The sequence below is a fragment of the Arthrobacter sp. B1I2 genome, assembly GCF_030816485.1.
Classification (GTDB): Bacteria; Actinomycetota; Actinomycetes; order Actinomycetales; family Micrococcaceae; genus Arthrobacter.
In genome coordinates, this window is record NZ_JAUSYC010000001.1 from 4,006,200 (window position 1) to 4,020,702 (window position 14,503).

Consider the following 14,503-nt stretch of genomic DNA (forward strand, 5'->3'; position numbering starts at 1 on the left):
CCGCAGATCAGCTCTTGCGGGCGTAGCCTTCCCACTTGTCGGCGCGGTGCTCGCCATCGACAAAACGGATGGTGCCGGACTTGGAGCGCATCACGATGGACTGGGTGAGGACCTTGTCCTTGGAGTAGCGCACGCCCTTCAGCAGGTCGCCGTCGGTGATGCCGGTGGCGGCGAAGTAGCAGTTGTCGCTGGAGACCAGGTCGTTGGTGGAAAGCACCCTGTCCAGGTCGTGGCCGGCGTCGATGGCCTTCTGTTTTTCTTCATCGCTGGTGGGCCACAGGCGGCCCTGGATCACGCCGCCCAGGGACTTGATGGCGCAGGCCGCCACGATGCCCTCGGGGGTGCCGCCGATGCCCATCAGTGCATCCACACCGGTGCCCGAGCGGGCCGCGGCGATGGCACCGGCAACGTCGCCGTCCATGATGAACTTGGTGCGTGCACCGGCCTCGCGGATTTCCTCCACCAGCGGCTTGTGCCGGTCGCGGTCAAGGATCATCACGTTGAGCTGGTTGACCTTCACGCCCTTGGCCTTGGCGATCAGGTGCAGGTTCTGCTTCACCGGCAGGCGCAGGTCCACCATGTCCGCGGCCTCGGGACCGGTGACGAGCTTTTCCATGTAGAACACGGCGGAAGGATCGAACATGGAGCCACGCTCAGCAACGGCCAGGACGGCCAGGGCGTTGTTGATGCCCAGGGCGGTCAGCCGCGTACCGTCGATGGGGTCAACGGCCACATCGCATTCCGGTCCCGTGCCGTCACCGACGCGTTCACCGTTGAACAGCATGGGGGCTTCGTCCTTTTCGCCCTCGCCGATCACCACCACGCCGTTGAAGTGGACGGTCTGCAGGAAGGAACGCATGGCGTCGACGGCGGCGCCGTCTGCCGTGTTCTTGTCGCCGAAGCCCACCCAGTGGCCGCCGGCAATGGCCGCGGCCTCGGTGACGCGGACAAGTTCGAGGGCGAGGTTGCGGTCCGGCTCGTCGTTGCCCACCGCAAGGGACGGCGAAATGGTGGAGTACTTCTGGGTCATGGACGCTGGTGACACGTGAACCTCTTCTTCGAGTGGCGATCATTGAACCCGCCCGCCGGTGCAGCAGGACGGTGATTCCTCTGCTATCGATCATAGTCGCGGCGGAGCGCGGCGGCCCGTCCCATGACGCGGCCGCGCAATGTGCGCGGCAGGAGCCGGAGGAGGCCAGGCCAGGCCCGAATGGAAGTCCGGCTCCGGGATGGGCGACTATAGAGGGGTGAATGACATGCAGGAAGCCACCAGCCCCAGCTCCGGCCAGGCACAGCCCGATGGCCGCCCCGGCGCCGCCGGCAGCAGTGCGGACACGCCGGTTAAGCCCGTCATTCCGGCGGCGGCCGCCAAGCGGGCCAACGCCTCGGTGATCGGCATGATCATTGCCCTGGTGCTCAGTATCGCTGCGTTCCTGCCCGTTGTCCTCATGAATCCCCAGCCCAAGAACGAGGGCTACCGGCCGGACATCGACGTGGCGTCCGTGGCAAGGAATGCGGCGGATGTGGCGGGATTCACACCTGTCGCCCCGGACACCGGCAACGCCTTCCGGCCAAATTACGCCCGGTGGGAAGCAGGGACCGGCAGCGGCGTGCCCACCTGGGAGGTTGGCTACCTGACTCCCAAGACGTCCTTCATCGCTTTGGTGCAGACCCGGAGTGCCAACCCCACCTGGCTCCTCCAGCAGACCAGGAACGCCCCCGTCACGGGTACCCGCAACGCCGGTGGCCAGGACTGGGAACTGCGGGACACCGGCAAGGGGGAAAAGTCGATGGTGCTGAACTACCGGGGCAGCACCGTTGTCCTCTCCGGCGCGGCGCAACTGGACGAATTCGCAACGCTGGCTGCCGCCGTCGTAAGTGCCCTCGAAAGCAACCCAGCCGTCACAGTTTCACCGTCGGCTGCCCCTGCACCGTAAGGTGGGGCCGTGACGACTAACCTGACCCCTGCACTGGCCTGGCGCCGCCTGCGCGAAGGCAACGAACGTTTCGTAAACGGCGAGTCCTCCCACCCCAACCAGAACGCCTCGCGGCGCTCGTCCCTGGTGGAGACCCAAAACCCCTTCGCGGTGATCTTCGGCTGCTCCGATTCGCGGCTCGCGGCGGAAATTATTTTCGACGTCGGCCTGGGCGACGTCTTCGTGGTCCGCACGGCCGGCCAAGTGATTGACGACGCCGTCCTCGGTTCCCTGGAGTACAGCGTCGGGGTGCTGAATGTGCCGCTGATCGTCATTCTTGGGCACGACAGCTGCGGCGCCGTTACAGCAACCAAGGAGGCCGTTGAGACCGGCGACATGCCCGCCGGCTTCATCCGCGACCTCGTGGAGCGCATCACGCCCTCCGTCCTGACATCCCTGCGCAACGACCAGCCCGAGGTCAATGACATGGTGGTGGAGCACGTCAAGCAGACGTCGCAGCGCCTTGCGGACAGCTCGCGTGTGATTTCCGACGCAATCGAGGGCGGCCGTACCGCCGTCGTTGGTCTTTCCTATCGCCTGGCAGAAGGCCGCGCGGACCTGGTTTACGGAATCGGCGAGCTCTAGGAGCCACGTGCCGGCGGTCCAGCGGGCCGCCGGCACCGCTGCCTTAACGGTTTTCGATGGGGCGCCGGATCGCCATAAGCTAGCCCCATGACTTCCACTGAAGAGTTCCGCATTGAACATGACACGATGGGCGAAGTCCGCGTCCCCGTGAACGCACTGTACCGCGCGCAGACGCAGCGGGCAGTGGAGAACTTCCCTATTTCCGGCAAGACCCTGGAACGCACCCACATCGAGGCGCTGGCCCGGGTCAAGAAGGCTGCCGCCCAGGCCAACGCAGAACTGGGCGTGCTCGACGGCGAGCTGGCCAAGGCGATTGCAGACGCTGCCGATGAGGTGGCTGCGGGCAAGTACGACGGCGACTTCCCCATCGACGTCTTCCAGACCGGCTCCGGCACCTCCTCGAACATGAACACCAACGAGGTAATCGCCGAACTGGCCACGCGTGCGCTGAAGGCCGCCGGCAGCGACAAGGTCGTCCACCCGAACGACCACGTCAATGCCTCGCAGTCCTCCAACGACGTGTTCCCCACCTCTGTACACGTGGCTGCCACCTCCGCGCTGATCAACGACCTCATTCCCGCCCTGGGCTACCTGGCAGAGTCGCTGGAGCGCAAGGCCGCTGAATTCAAGGACGTGGTGAAGTCCGGCCGCACCCACCTCATGGACGCCACCCCGGTGACGCTGGGCCAGGAGTTCGGCGGCTACGCCGCGCAGGTCCGTTATGGCATCGAGCGCATCAACGCCTCGCTCCCCCGTGTTGCCGAGGTTCCGCTGGGCGGCACCGCCGTGGGCACAGGCATCAACACCCCCGCCGGCTTCCCGGAGCGCGTCATCGAGCTGCTGGCCACCGACACCGGGCTCCCGCTGACCGAGGCCCGTGACCACTTCGAGGCCCAGGCCAACCGCGACGGCCTCATCGAAGCGTCCAGCCAGCTGCGCAACATCGCCATCTCGTTCATGAAGATCAACAACGACCTCCGCTGGATGGGCTCCGGCCCCAACACCGGCCTGGGCGAAATCGCCATCCCGGACCTGCAGCCCGGCTCCTCGATCATGCCCGGCAAGGTCAACCCCGTCATCTGCGAGGCGTCCATCATGGTTGCCGCCCAGGTCATCGGCAACGACACCGCCATCGCCTGGTCCGGCACCAACGGCGCCTTCGAGCTCAACGTGGGCATCCCCGTCATGGCAGCGAACCTGCTCGAGTCCACCCGACTGCTGGCCAACACCAGCCGGGTCATGGCGGACAAGATGATCGACGGCATCACCGCCAACGTGGAGCGCGCGCGCTTCCTGGCCGAGGCTTCCCCCTCCATCGTCACCCCGCTGAACAAGTACATCGGGTACGAGAACGCGGCCAAGATCGCCAAGACTGCAGTCAAGGAGGGCCTGACCATCCGCCAGGCCACCGAGAAGCTCGGCTTTGTCGGTGACGGCGAGGGCCAGGTTTCCGAGGCCAACCTCGAGAAGGCGCTGGATGTCACCACCATGACGGCTCCGGCGCACAAGGCTTAGACCCTGCCCTAACCGCACAAGTACGACGGCGGTCGCCCACCTTCCCAGCGAAGGTGCGCGGCCGCCGTCGTTCTTTACCCCGAGAGTTTTTGGGCACGTACGAGGACTTCGAGGCAGCCCAAGTCCTGGTATCTGTCCAAAAACTCGGAGGCCGGCTTGGGCAAAGTTGCACTGAACTTCTACAAGTGCAAAACTTTACTTTATGAATGTGAGTGCAACTTCCGAGTCTGGTCTCCGCGGGCGTAAACGGGCAGCCACCCGCAGCGCCATCACTTCGACGGCCCGGGCCCTGACCGCTGAACGCGGCCTCAACGGCTACACCGTGGAGGAAGTGTGCGCCGCCGCCGGCATTTCGCGCCGCACCTTCTTCAATTACTTCCCCACCAAGGAAGATGCCATCATCGGCCACTCGGAAGATGACATCCCGGCAGGGGTCATCGATGAGTTCGTTGCCGGCGGCGCCGATTCCCCCACAGGCGAAATCTCCCCCACCCTCTTCCGCGACCTGGTCAGGCTCTCACTCCGCCTGGCAGAGGGCATGTCAGCCTCCGAGGAGGAGACCCGGCAGCTGATCGGCGTAGTCCACAAGGAACCGCAGCTCATCCTGCGGATCATCGGTGTGACCGAGCAGCGGGAGGCCCAGTTCGCCCGGGATGTGGCCCGCCGCGAAGGAGTGGCCCCGGACCACCCCGTGGTGCAGATGGCCGTGGTATTGCTCAGCACCATCGCACGCAAGAGCAGCATGGCCTACTTCTCCGACGGCAACACCCGCAGCTATCCGGACCTGCTGCTGGAGAACATTTCCGCAGCCAGCGTCCTCTTTTCCCAACCGTTCGATATCCCGGGCACCAACGCCGTCCCGGACACCAGCGCCGCAAAAGGACAATCATGAGTACCGCCACGACCAGGACAGCGGCAGGGCCCCTGCTGCTGACGCAAAAACGCATCTGGATCATCTTCTCCGCACTGATTGCGGGCATGCTCCTCTCCAGCCTGGACCAGACCATCGTCTCCACGGCCATGCCCACCATTGTGGGCAAGCTGGGCGGCGTGGAGCACCAGGCGTGGATCACCACGGCCTACCTGCTGGCCACCACCATCGTGATGCCCATCTACGGCAAGTTCGGTGACATCCTGGGCCGGCGCAACCTCTTCCTGGTGGCCATCGCGCTCTTCACCCTGGCGTCAGTGGGCTGCGCACTGGCCGTCGATTTCTGGGGCTTTGTCATCTTCCGCGCCATCCAGGGCCTGGGCGGCGGGGGCCTGATGATCCTTTCCCAGGCGATCATCGCCGACATCGTGCCCGCCAAGGAGCGCGGCAAGTACATGGGCCCCCTCGGCGCCATCTTCGGACTCTCAGCCGTGGCCGGCCCGCTGCTGGGCGGCTTCTTCGTGGACCACCTCACCTGGGAATGGGCCTTCTACATCAACATCCCGGTGGGCCTCGCGGCGTTCGCCATCGCCTGGTTCGCCCTGACACTGCCCAACAAGAAGGCCGAAAAGCGGATCGACGTCCTGGGCGTTGTGCTGCTGTCCGCCGCCACCACCTGCCTGATCTTCTTCACCGACTTTGGCGGCAAGAAGGACGAGGGCTGGGATTCGCCCCTGACCTGGGCCTTTGGCGCCGGCCTGCTGGTGTCTGCTGCCGCCTTCGTCATGGTGGAGCGGCGCGCCGAGGATCCCATCATCCCCCTGGGCCTGTTCCGCAACCGGATCTTCATCAATGCCACGGCCATCGGTTTCACCCTGGGCCTGGGCATGTTCTCCGCCATCGCGTTCGTCCCCACCTTCCTGCAGATGTCCTCCGGCACGTCGGCTGCCGAATCCGGCCTGCTGATGTTGCCGATGATGGCGGGCCTCATGGGCACATCCATCTATTCGGGCATCCGGATCTCCAGGACCGGCAAGTACAAGATGTTCCCCATCCTGGGCGCCGCGCTCACCATGGCCGCCATGCTGTGGATGACCACCCTTACCGCTGCCACGCCCATCTGGGTGATCTGCGTCCAGCTGTTCCTCTTCGGCGCAGGCTTGGGCCTGATCATGCAGGTGGTGGTCCTGGTGGTGCAGAACTCCGTCCCGGCCGACCAGATCGGCACCGCCACCAGCACCAACAACTACTTCCGCGAGGTGGGTGCAGCCATGGGCGTGGCCGTGTTCGGCTCCATCTTCACCACCCGCCTTTCGGAAGCACTCACCAACGCATTCACCGGTGCAGGTGCCTCCGCCGAACAGGCCGGGCAGTCCACCCGGACCCTGGATCCGCAGGCCCTGAACCAGCTCCCGGAGCAGCTGCGTGACGCCATCGTGAACGCCTACGCCGATTCGCTGGCACCGGTGTTCTGGTACCTGCTCCCCTTCATTGCCGTGGCGCTGCTCCTGGCCGTCACGCTGAAGCAGATCCCGCTGTCGGACACCGCGGGTATGGTGGCACGCGGCGAGGCAGTCGGCGGCGAAGAAGCCGAGCGGCTCGCCGCCGGCCTGCCTGCCGCTCCTGCCGAGGCCCGCGTCCACGCTGCGGGGGCAGCGCCAGAGGTACGGGAGGGCTCAGAGGTTAAGGACGACGACGGCGAGCTGGTTTCCCCGGGCGCCTGACCGCCGTCGGACGGCCGGCTTTGCCGCAGCCGGCTTAGCTGCCGGCCGCTGGCGGCATCAGGGCTCGAAGTGGACGGCTACGGAGGGTGCCAGCGCCTGGCGGATGCTGGTGAGGTGGCCGGGCATGAGGTCGGGGAGTTCGTCCGGAGTGAACCAGCCGACGGCCAGGGATTCGTCGTCATTGACCCGGGCCTCGCCGGTGACGTAACGGCACAGGAAAACCACATCCAGGAACTCGCAGACATCGCCGTTGGGGTAGGTGACCGGACCCACGGCGCCGACGGAAACCACACGCTCAGCCTCTGCCACCACGGCCGTTTCCTCGAAGATCTCCCGGACCAGGCCCCGGGCAGGCTGCTCCCCCGGGTCCAGCATGCCGCTGATAAGCGCCCACTGGCGGTTGTCGGCCCGTTGGGCCAGCAGGATCCTGCCGGCATCATCAACCACCACGCCACGGACGCCGGGAACCCAGAGGGGGTCGTTGCCGATCTTCTTGCGCAGCTTCAGGACATATTCGGGTGCAGGCATACCGCCAGCCTACCGAACGGCTGTTGAAACCAGCCCGGAGAGCGACTGGGAACAGTCCGGGCTGTTCAGGCGGGCAGCAGCATGGCGGCGGCGGCCCCGGCAAGCATGAACGGGCCAAACGGTATGGCGGACTTCAGTGTCCCCCGCCGCGCGGCCAGGAGCGCCAGGGACCACAGCCCACCCAGCAGGAACGCCAGGAAGGTGCCCGCGAACAGGTGCCCCCAACTGAGGTAGCCAAGGTACATACCGAGAACTCCCGCGAGCTTGACGTCGCCAAACCCCATGCCGGGCGGATAGATGAAACGCAGGACAAAATAGAACAGCCACAGGATTCCGGCCCCGGCCACCACGCGGAGGGCAGGGATGGCCAGTATCGCGGTGGTGCCTGTGCCCGGGAAGGGTCCGGCCCAGGCAACCGCGGCTGCGGCCAGGAGGAGCGCCCCGGCCACCGCGTAGGACGGGAACACGATCCTGTTGGGCAGGAGGTGGTGGCGGACATCGATGACGGTGAGCCGGACCGCCATCACCGCAAAGTACAGGCACGCCGCCAGTACCAGCCAGAAAGCAAGCGGGGTGTCCTGCCAGAGTTCGCCCAGTCGTCCGATCACCCCTCGGATGCTACTGGATCCACCCATTCCGGCCGTAGTACCCGCGCGTAAGATGTGGATATGTCGACCTGGGACTCCCTGCGCCGGCCGGTTCCGGGCACTCCTCCAGACCCCGTGGACCTGGCCGCGATGTTCCGGAACCTGTGCCGCTCTTCCCCCTGGAAGTGGCAGTCGCTGCGTTTCGAGTATTGGGACCAGGCTTTTGAACCAGCACCCGGTCCTGGCGCGCCTTTTGTCCGCGCCTGGCTGCGCCGTCCCGGGGCACTCCGCCTGGAAAGCCCCGAGGGCCTGGTCCTGCACAGCACCACGGGAATCAACGATTCCCGCGACGTCCTTTACGTGAGCGCCACCCGTAAGTCCTGGCTCCTCCCACCGCACCTGGTCACGCCTGTGTACGACGACGCCGGGCTGGTGCGCCGCCGGCCCGAAGCCGCGTACGGCGAACCCGGGTTCGGCAACGGGCGCTTTTCAGCGGCGCTGGACCCCGTGGAGCTCGCCGGCAATTCCCCAGTGCCCATCGAGTTTCCGGGCAGCAACGCGCTGGACATCTTGGATGTCCGGCACGGCGAACACGAGGGCAGGCCTGTCGTTGAAGCGGTGGTGGTCCCCAACGCCGCTTACCGCCCCGGTGATCCCGCATCTCCCTTGTGCCTCCCTGGCGCGTCCCGCCTCCGTGTGGACGCAGGCACCGGTGTCTGTGTCTCCAGCCAGTCGTTGGAGCAGGAGACGGCGGGATATGGCCACTGGATCCGGATCATCGCCGTGGACGAGTACATGCTCGATGACCTGTTCCTGGCCCAGTCCATGAACCTCACGGACGTCCGGCGGCATATCAGTTGGGACATCCCCGCCCGAGCGTGACAGGTGACTAGGGAACCGATGGGCTAGGCTTCGCGGATGACTACCCTTGGCTCCGTCTGGCCGCTGTTCGACCTCACTCTGACCACGCCGCGGCTGGAGCTCCGCCCCATCCAGGACCACGAGATCCCGGCAGCTGTGGCGGCGGCCCGGGGCGGAATCCACGACGCCGGCAGGAATCCGTTCAGCACTCCCTGGACAGAACTTGCCGACGAAGAGTTGGGCCCCAACATGGCCCGCTGGTACTGGCGCTGCCGGGCTGAATGCACCCCGGAGAGCTGGACGCTGCTCCTCGGCATCTGGCACGAAGGCGGGTTTGTCGGCTGCCAGGACGTAGGGGCCAAGGACTTCGCGGCCGTGAGGACAGTCACCACGGGATCCTGGCTGAAGCAGTCCGTCCAAGGCCGCGGCCTGGGCAAGGAGATGCGTGCCGCCGTCGTCCTCTGGGCCTTTGACTGGCTCGGGGCAGAAGCCGCCGAATCCGAGGCAGCCGCCTGGAACAGCGCCTCCCGAGGCGTCTCCCGCTCCCTCGGCTACGAGCTGAACGGGATCACCAGGAAGGCCTGGGGCCCGAAGGTCGAAACAGTCCAGCACGTCCGCCTCACCCCGGAAACCTTCAAAAGGCCCGACTGGACCCTGAAAGTCGAGGGCCACGAAGCAGCGGCGAAGTTCCTCGGCGCAAGCTGAGTGCATGCCCGGGGGCTGGGTTCGTCGGGCCACGGTCCTTCTCCGTCGCTTAGCGCGGAGGTCCCTTCCCAAGGCTCGCAAGCTCGCCTCGGGTCCCTCGGGACGCCGCTTCCTCCGGACGCGCCGCTCTGGTCGGCGATGTGCTCCTACGCGAAGGACTCGGACCGTACGTGTGCCAAGGCTCGCCTTGCAGGAGGAAGAAAGGCTCGAGCGGGGTTGCGGTCCTTCTCGTAGGAGCGCATCGCGACGCATCGGCCGCTGGAGGTCGCTCAGCGACCGAAGGCGGCCCTATGCGGTGTGTCTAAGCGACGGAGAAGGGCCGTATCCCCGCGAACCCAATCACGGAGACGCACAAGGGCCGAAGCCTCGCGAACCCGGCCACGGCCCTTCAGCGAGTGTCGCTAACCTTCCAGGAGTTCCGTGACGAGAGCTGCGATGGGCGAACGCTCTGAACGGGTCAGGGTGACGTGGCCGAAGAGGGGGTGTCCTTTCAGGGTTTCGACGACGGCGGCGATTCCGTCGTGGCGTCCGACGCGGAGGTTGTCGCGCTGGGCGACGTCGTGGGTGAGAACGATCTTGGAGTTCTGGCCGATGCGGCTCATGACGGTTAGGAGGACGTTCTTTTCGAGGGACTGGGCCTCGTCAACGATCACAAAGGCATCGTGGAGGGAGCGTCCGCGGATGTGGGTCAGGGGCATGACCTCGAGCATGCCGCGGTCCATGACCTCCTCCACCACTTCCTGGCTGACCAGGGCGCCGAGGGTGTCGAAGACGGCCTGCGCCCACGGGTTCATTTTCTCCGACTCCGAGCCCGGCAGGTAGCCAAGTTCCTGGCCGCCCACGGCGTAGAGGGGCCGGAAAACGATCACTTTGCGGTGTTCGCGGCGTTCCAGCACAGCCTCAAGGCCGGCACACAGGGCAAGCGCTGACTTGCCGGTGCCGGCTCGGCCTCCGATGGAAACAATGCCGACGGCGGGATCCATCAGCATGTCGATGGCCAGCCGCTGCTCGGCGGACCGGCCGTGGAGGCCGAATACGTCGCGGTCGCCCTTGACCAGGCGCACCTGCTTGTCGGGGCCAACGCGGGCCAGCGCAGAGCCGCGGTTGGAGAGCAGGACCAGCCCGGTGTTAACGGGCAGTTCGGCGGCGGCTGGAATGAAGACGGGTTCGTGGCCGTACAGGGTGGAGATTTCCTGTTCGTTGGCTTCGATTTCGGCGACCCCCGTCCATCCGGAGTCCTTGACCAGTTCGTTGCGGTACTCGTCAGCGGTGAGCCCCATCGCGGAAGCTTTGACCCGCATGGGCAGGTCCTTGGACACCACGGTGACGTTCCGTCCCTCGTTGGCCAGATTCTTGGCGACGGCGAGAATGCGGCTGTCGTTGTCCCCGCTGCGGAACCCCAACGGCAGCACCTCGGCGGAGATGTGGTTGAGCTCCACCATGAGCGTTCCGCCCTCGTCACCGATGGGAAGGGCCTGGTTGAGGCCGCCGTGCTTGACCCGGAGGTCGTCCAGGAGCCGCAGGGCTTTCCGGGCGAAGTAGCCAAGTTCGGGGTCGTGCCGCTTGGCTTCGAGTTCGGTGATGACCACGAGTGGAACCACTACCTCATGCTCAGCGAACCGCAGGAGGGCACGCGGGTCGGAGAGCAGGACGGAGGTGTCGATGACGAAGGTATGGATGTCGGCTTCCCTTCCGGAGACAGCAAAACCGGCCGCAGCATCAGTTGCTGCGCCGGTTTCAAAGGTGGCTCGCTCGGCGCGAGAGGTAGCTTTTCCGCCCTGTCCAAACAGGACCTCGGGCAGTTGTTCAGAAGTAGCCACATCGACTCCAGCCCCGGGCACCAGCCCGGATTTGTTAGTGGTGAGGCGGCTCGGCCAGGAGGCCGGGTGCGGCCTCCCATACAACCGGTGCGATGTTCCGCTCCATGTACTGGCCTCCCCGATCAGCCGGCGGTTTTGCCTGCTGATGGATATAACGTAAATCCACCCGGGGTGATTTGCGCAACCATTACTCGGCGATTTCCGTTGCAGGTGTATGAACTCGTTATGAACCGGGGGTTTCAGGTGCCAAAGCGCCGCTGCCGGCCGGCGTAGTCCCGAAGGGCACGGAGGAAGTCCACCTTGCGGAAGGCGGGCCACAGGGCCTCGCAAAAGTAGAACTCGCTGTAGGCGCTCTGCCACATGAGGAAGCCGGAGAGGCGCTGCTCCCCCGACGTCCTGATCACCAGGTCCGGGTCCGGCTGGCCGCGGGTGTAAAGGAAGCGTGAAATGTCATCAACACACAGGTCATCGGCAAGCCTGGAGATGTCCATGCCCTTGGCGACGGCGTCGTGCAGGAGTTCGCGGACGGCGTCGACAATTTCACGGCGGCCCCCATACCCCACGGCGACGTTGACGTGGATCTTTTCCCGCACGGGGGTCCTGGCCGTGAGCTTGTTGAGGCGCTCGGCCAGGTAGTCCGGAAGCAGTTCGGGTGCACCCATGGCGTGCACGGAGATGTTTGCGTCTTCGTCCAGCCGGTCCAGGGTGTTGGCGATGATGCCCATCAGGAGATCCAGTTCCTCGCTGGAGCGGTTCATGTTGTCCGTTGACAGCATGTACAGCGTCACTACTTTGACGCCCAGTTCCTGGCACCAGCCAAGGAATTCGTGGATCTTGTCCGCTCCGGCCTGATGGCCCTGGCTGGTGGGGGCGTTGAACTGCTTCGCCCAGCGCCGGTTGCCGTCCACCATGACGCCGATGTGGCGGGGAATGCGGTCCCGCGGGAGGTCCTTGAGCAGCCGGCGCTCGTAGTAGCCATAGAGGAACCCGGGCAACTCCACGCGTCCACTCACCTGACTTTCCTGCCGTACGTACATCCACATCCTAGGCTACCGTCCTGGGCAGGCCAGGACCGGGAGCACCGTGGCGCCGTCCCGCCCCACATGTTACTCACGGGTAACCTACGGGTCCGTAAGTTATTCTGGTGCCATGAACAGCGACTCCCCGCAGGCCTCCCGAGCCCCCCAGCCGGAGGACAGGAACGCCGGCCCGGAACCGGAGCCCCGTGCCATGGATGACGCCGCCGTCCGACTGGCGGAACTACTGATGATCAAGCCGAAGTGGCGGGGTTGGATCCACACCGTCACGGCCCCGCTCGCCCTGGCCGCCGGCATCATCCTGGTTGCCCTGGCTCCCACCGTGGACCGCAGGATCACGTCCGCCATCTATGCCGCCACCGGCGTCTTGCTGTTCGGCGTCAGCGCCGTCTACCACCGCGGCAACTGGTCGCCTCGAGTCAAGCTCGTCCTGAAGCGGCTGGACCACACCAACATCATGCTGGTGATCGCCGGAACCTATACACCGCTGGCATGGACGCTCCTGGAACGCCAGCAGGCCGTGGTCCTCCTGTGGGTCATCTGGGCCGGAGCCATCCTTGGCGTGCTGTTCCGGCTGCTGTGGACTGACGCGCCCCGCTGGCTCTACGTGCCCATCTACATCGCACTGGGCTGCGGCGCGCTGTTCTACCTGCCACAGTTCTTCCAGGCCAGCATCCCCGCGGCCGTGCTGATCTGCGTGGGCGGGGTTCTGTACATCACGGGGGCTGTTTTCTACGCCCTGAAAAGACCGAACTTCAGCTATCACCACTTCGGCTTCCACGAGCTGTTCCACGCGTTCACGGTCTTCGCCTTCACGGCCCACTTCGTGGCAATCGCCCTGGCAATCCTGTCCTGAACCGCCCTGGGACCGGGACAGTCTTACTCGCGCGGCGAGAGCCCGCTGGAAGGGCCGTTTCCCTTGGCATCGGGCGCTGCCTGGTGCGGGCCGCCGTCGAGCCCGTCCTGGGCGTCCGCGGCGTCAACGTCAGCCGCAGCGGCAGCCGCCAGGCGCTCTTCCTCCACCTGGGCCCGGTAGCGCACCCGGCGGATCCGCCGCACCATGTCCACGATGAGCAGGGCGGTTGCCACAACGAAGAAGGCGGTCATGATGAACCCCAGCAGCCCCGGGGTTACCTGGTCCTCGGAAATCCCTTCCCGGAGCGTTGGAGTGGGCAGCGGGGTGGGCGTGGTGGCGAGGCTGAGGAGCAGAGAGTGCACGGTTGATACCTTCTGGTGGAGCGGATGCAGCAGGAAGCGGACGGGACCGGCCGTCGCCGCGCCTGTCTTCTACGCAAGATAGAAATAGCCTGCCCTGTCTATCTTAGCCCTGTGAACAGGTCCTTCTCCGGAAGCTCGGAGGGCACCCGCGACTGGATCAGGGAATAGTCCTCCCACGGCCAAACCCGGCGCTGCATGTCCGGCGAAACGGCGAAGAAGAACCCCAGCGGGTCCACCTGCGTCCGGTGTGCGCGCAGTGCGTCGTCGCGCTTCTCGAAGAAGTCTCCGCAGTCGACCTGCGTGGTGGTGGGGTGCGCGGCCGGCGGCGGGGTGTGTCCCTCGGCGTCGGACTCCAGCCACGCGGCCAGGCGCTCGGCGTACGGTGACTGCAGCCCCGCCTCTTCCAGCGCAAAGTGCAGCGCCCGGAACCGCTCGGGGCTGAACGCGCGGTCGTAGTACAGCTTGCTTGGCTCCCAGGCCTCCCCCGCTTCCGGATAGCGTTCCGGATCCCCTGCGGCTTCGAAGGCTTCCACGGCCACCCGGTGGGCCATGATGTGGTCCGGGTGGGGATATCCGCCGTTCTCGTCATAGCTGAGGATGACGTGCGGCTTGAAGGAACGCACCAGCCGGACCAGGGGCGCCGCGGCCCGCTGGAGCGGCAGGGTGGCGAAGGATCCGACGGGGAGCGGCGGGAGGGGATCGCCTTCCGGGAGGCCCGAGTCGACGAAGCCGAGCCACTGCTGGCGGATGCCCAGGATTTCCGCAGCGCGCTGCATCTCCAGCCGCCGGGCACCGGCCATGTCCCGCTTGGGGTGGGGCTCGCCTTCCACGGCTGGATTCTGGATGTCGCCCCGGGAACCGTCCGTACAGGTTGCCACCAGGACGTCCACGCCGGCAGCCGCATACATGGCCATGGTCGCAGCGCCCTTGCTGGATTCGTCATCCGGGTGGGCGTGGACCGCGAGCAGCCGGAGCGGCACCTGGGAGTTGCTGGACGCTGTCATGGAGGGGACGGCTCCTTATTCTTCTTTTGCGGCTTGTGGCAGCTTGTGGATGGTGTCGCGGGTGCCTTGCTC

15 protein-coding genes are annotated in these 14,503 nt (G+C 65.9%); 8 read left to right on the forward strand and 7 right to left on the reverse strand.

Annotated elements, in window-relative coordinates; translation table 11 throughout:
- Positions 1-7: 7 nt before the first annotated feature.
- Complete coding sequence (glpX, locus tag QFZ57_RS18545) at positions 8-1,030, reverse strand: class II fructose-bisphosphatase (RefSeq protein ID WP_306632571.1); 1,023 nt, start codon at positions 1,028-1,030, stop codon at positions 8-10.
- Between the two features lie 226 nt (positions 1,031-1,256).
- On the opposite strand from glpX, the gene QFZ57_RS18550 reads away from it, so the two are divergent.
- The 5 genes from QFZ57_RS18550 (at position 1,257) to QFZ57_RS18570 (ending at position 6,671) form a co-directional block, all read left to right on the forward strand.
- Positions 1,257-1,937 (forward strand): DUF4245 domain-containing protein, encoded by a 681-nt coding sequence (locus tag QFZ57_RS18550; protein WP_306901629.1) that lies wholly within the window; start codon positions 1,257-1,259, stop codon positions 1,935-1,937.
- A gap of 9 nt (positions 1,938-1,946) precedes the next feature.
- The gene (locus tag QFZ57_RS18555; RefSeq protein ID WP_306631947.1) at positions 1,947-2,561 is read left to right on the forward strand and encodes a carbonic anhydrase; all 615 of its coding nucleotides are present in this window, start codon (positions 1,947-1,949) and stop codon (positions 2,559-2,561) included.
- Positions 2,562-2,648: 87 nt separating this feature from the next.
- Positions 2,649-4,076 (forward strand): class II fumarate hydratase, encoded by a 1,428-nt coding sequence (locus tag QFZ57_RS18560; RefSeq protein ID WP_306901254.1) that lies wholly within the window; start codon positions 2,649-2,651, stop codon positions 4,074-4,076.
- A 202-nt stretch (positions 4,077-4,278) separates the two neighbouring features.
- Positions 4,279-4,968 (forward strand): TetR/AcrR family transcriptional regulator, encoded by a 690-nt coding sequence (locus tag QFZ57_RS18565; RefSeq protein ID WP_306901256.1) that lies wholly within the window; start codon positions 4,279-4,281, stop codon positions 4,966-4,968.
- On the forward strand, positions 4,965-6,671 hold the full coding sequence (locus QFZ57_RS18570) for an MDR family MFS transporter (RefSeq protein ID WP_306901257.1): 1,707 nt from the start codon (positions 4,965-4,967) through the stop codon (positions 6,669-6,671). Before QFZ57_RS18565 ends, QFZ57_RS18570 begins: the two co-directional genes overlap by 4 nt.
- A gap of 57 nt (positions 6,672-6,728) precedes the next feature.
- Here QFZ57_RS18570 and QFZ57_RS18575 read toward each other — a convergent pair whose 3' ends face one another.
- The gene (locus QFZ57_RS18575) at positions 6,729-7,199 is read right to left on the reverse strand and encodes an NUDIX hydrolase (RefSeq protein WP_306901258.1); all 471 of its coding nucleotides are present in this window, start codon (positions 7,197-7,199) and stop codon (positions 6,729-6,731) included.
- Between the two features lie 65 nt (positions 7,200-7,264).
- Positions 7,265-7,807: a prepilin peptidase gene (locus QFZ57_RS18580; RefSeq protein WP_306901260.1), complete on the reverse strand. Its 543-nt coding sequence runs from the start codon at positions 7,805-7,807 to the stop codon at positions 7,265-7,267.
- Between the two features lie 60 nt (positions 7,808-7,867).
- On the opposite strand from QFZ57_RS18580, the gene QFZ57_RS18585 reads away from it, so the two are divergent.
- Positions 7,868-8,668 (forward strand): hypothetical protein, encoded by an 801-nt coding sequence (locus tag QFZ57_RS18585; protein WP_306901262.1) that lies wholly within the window; start codon positions 7,868-7,870, stop codon positions 8,666-8,668.
- Positions 8,669-8,704: 36 nt separating this feature from the next.
- Positions 8,705-9,352: a GNAT family N-acetyltransferase gene (locus tag QFZ57_RS18590; RefSeq protein WP_306901263.1), complete on the forward strand. Its 648-nt coding sequence runs from the start codon at positions 8,705-8,707 to the stop codon at positions 9,350-9,352.
- A gap of 401 nt (positions 9,353-9,753) precedes the next feature.
- Here QFZ57_RS18590 and QFZ57_RS18595 read toward each other — a convergent pair whose 3' ends face one another.
- Together QFZ57_RS18595 and QFZ57_RS18600 are read right to left on the reverse strand one after the other, a co-directional pair.
- The gene (locus tag QFZ57_RS18595; protein WP_306901264.1) at positions 9,754-11,172 is read right to left on the reverse strand and encodes a PhoH family protein; all 1,419 of its coding nucleotides are present in this window, start codon (positions 11,170-11,172) and stop codon (positions 9,754-9,756) included.
- 239 nt (positions 11,173-11,411) lie between these two features.
- Positions 11,412-12,173, reverse strand: a complete 762-nt coding sequence (locus QFZ57_RS18600) for an isoprenyl transferase (RefSeq protein ID WP_306632573.1) — start codon at positions 12,171-12,173, stop codon at positions 11,412-11,414.
- Between the two features lie 148 nt (positions 12,174-12,321).
- Between QFZ57_RS18600 and trhA the strand changes: the two genes are divergently transcribed.
- Entirely contained in the window at positions 12,322-13,065 is a 744-nt protein-coding gene (gene trhA / locus QFZ57_RS18605; protein ID WP_373461283.1) for a PAQR family membrane homeostasis protein TrhA, read from the forward strand.
- Positions 13,066-13,088: 23 nt separating this feature from the next.
- Here trhA and QFZ57_RS18610 read toward each other — a convergent pair whose 3' ends face one another.
- Positions 13,089-13,427: a hypothetical protein gene (locus QFZ57_RS18610; RefSeq protein ID WP_306901266.1), complete on the reverse strand. Its 339-nt coding sequence runs from the start codon at positions 13,425-13,427 to the stop codon at positions 13,089-13,091.
- Between the two features lie 98 nt (positions 13,428-13,525).
- Entirely contained in the window at positions 13,526-14,431 is a 906-nt protein-coding gene (gene mca, locus QFZ57_RS18615) for a mycothiol conjugate amidase Mca (protein WP_306631957.1), read from the reverse strand.
- Positions 14,432-14,503 lie beyond the last annotated feature (72 nt).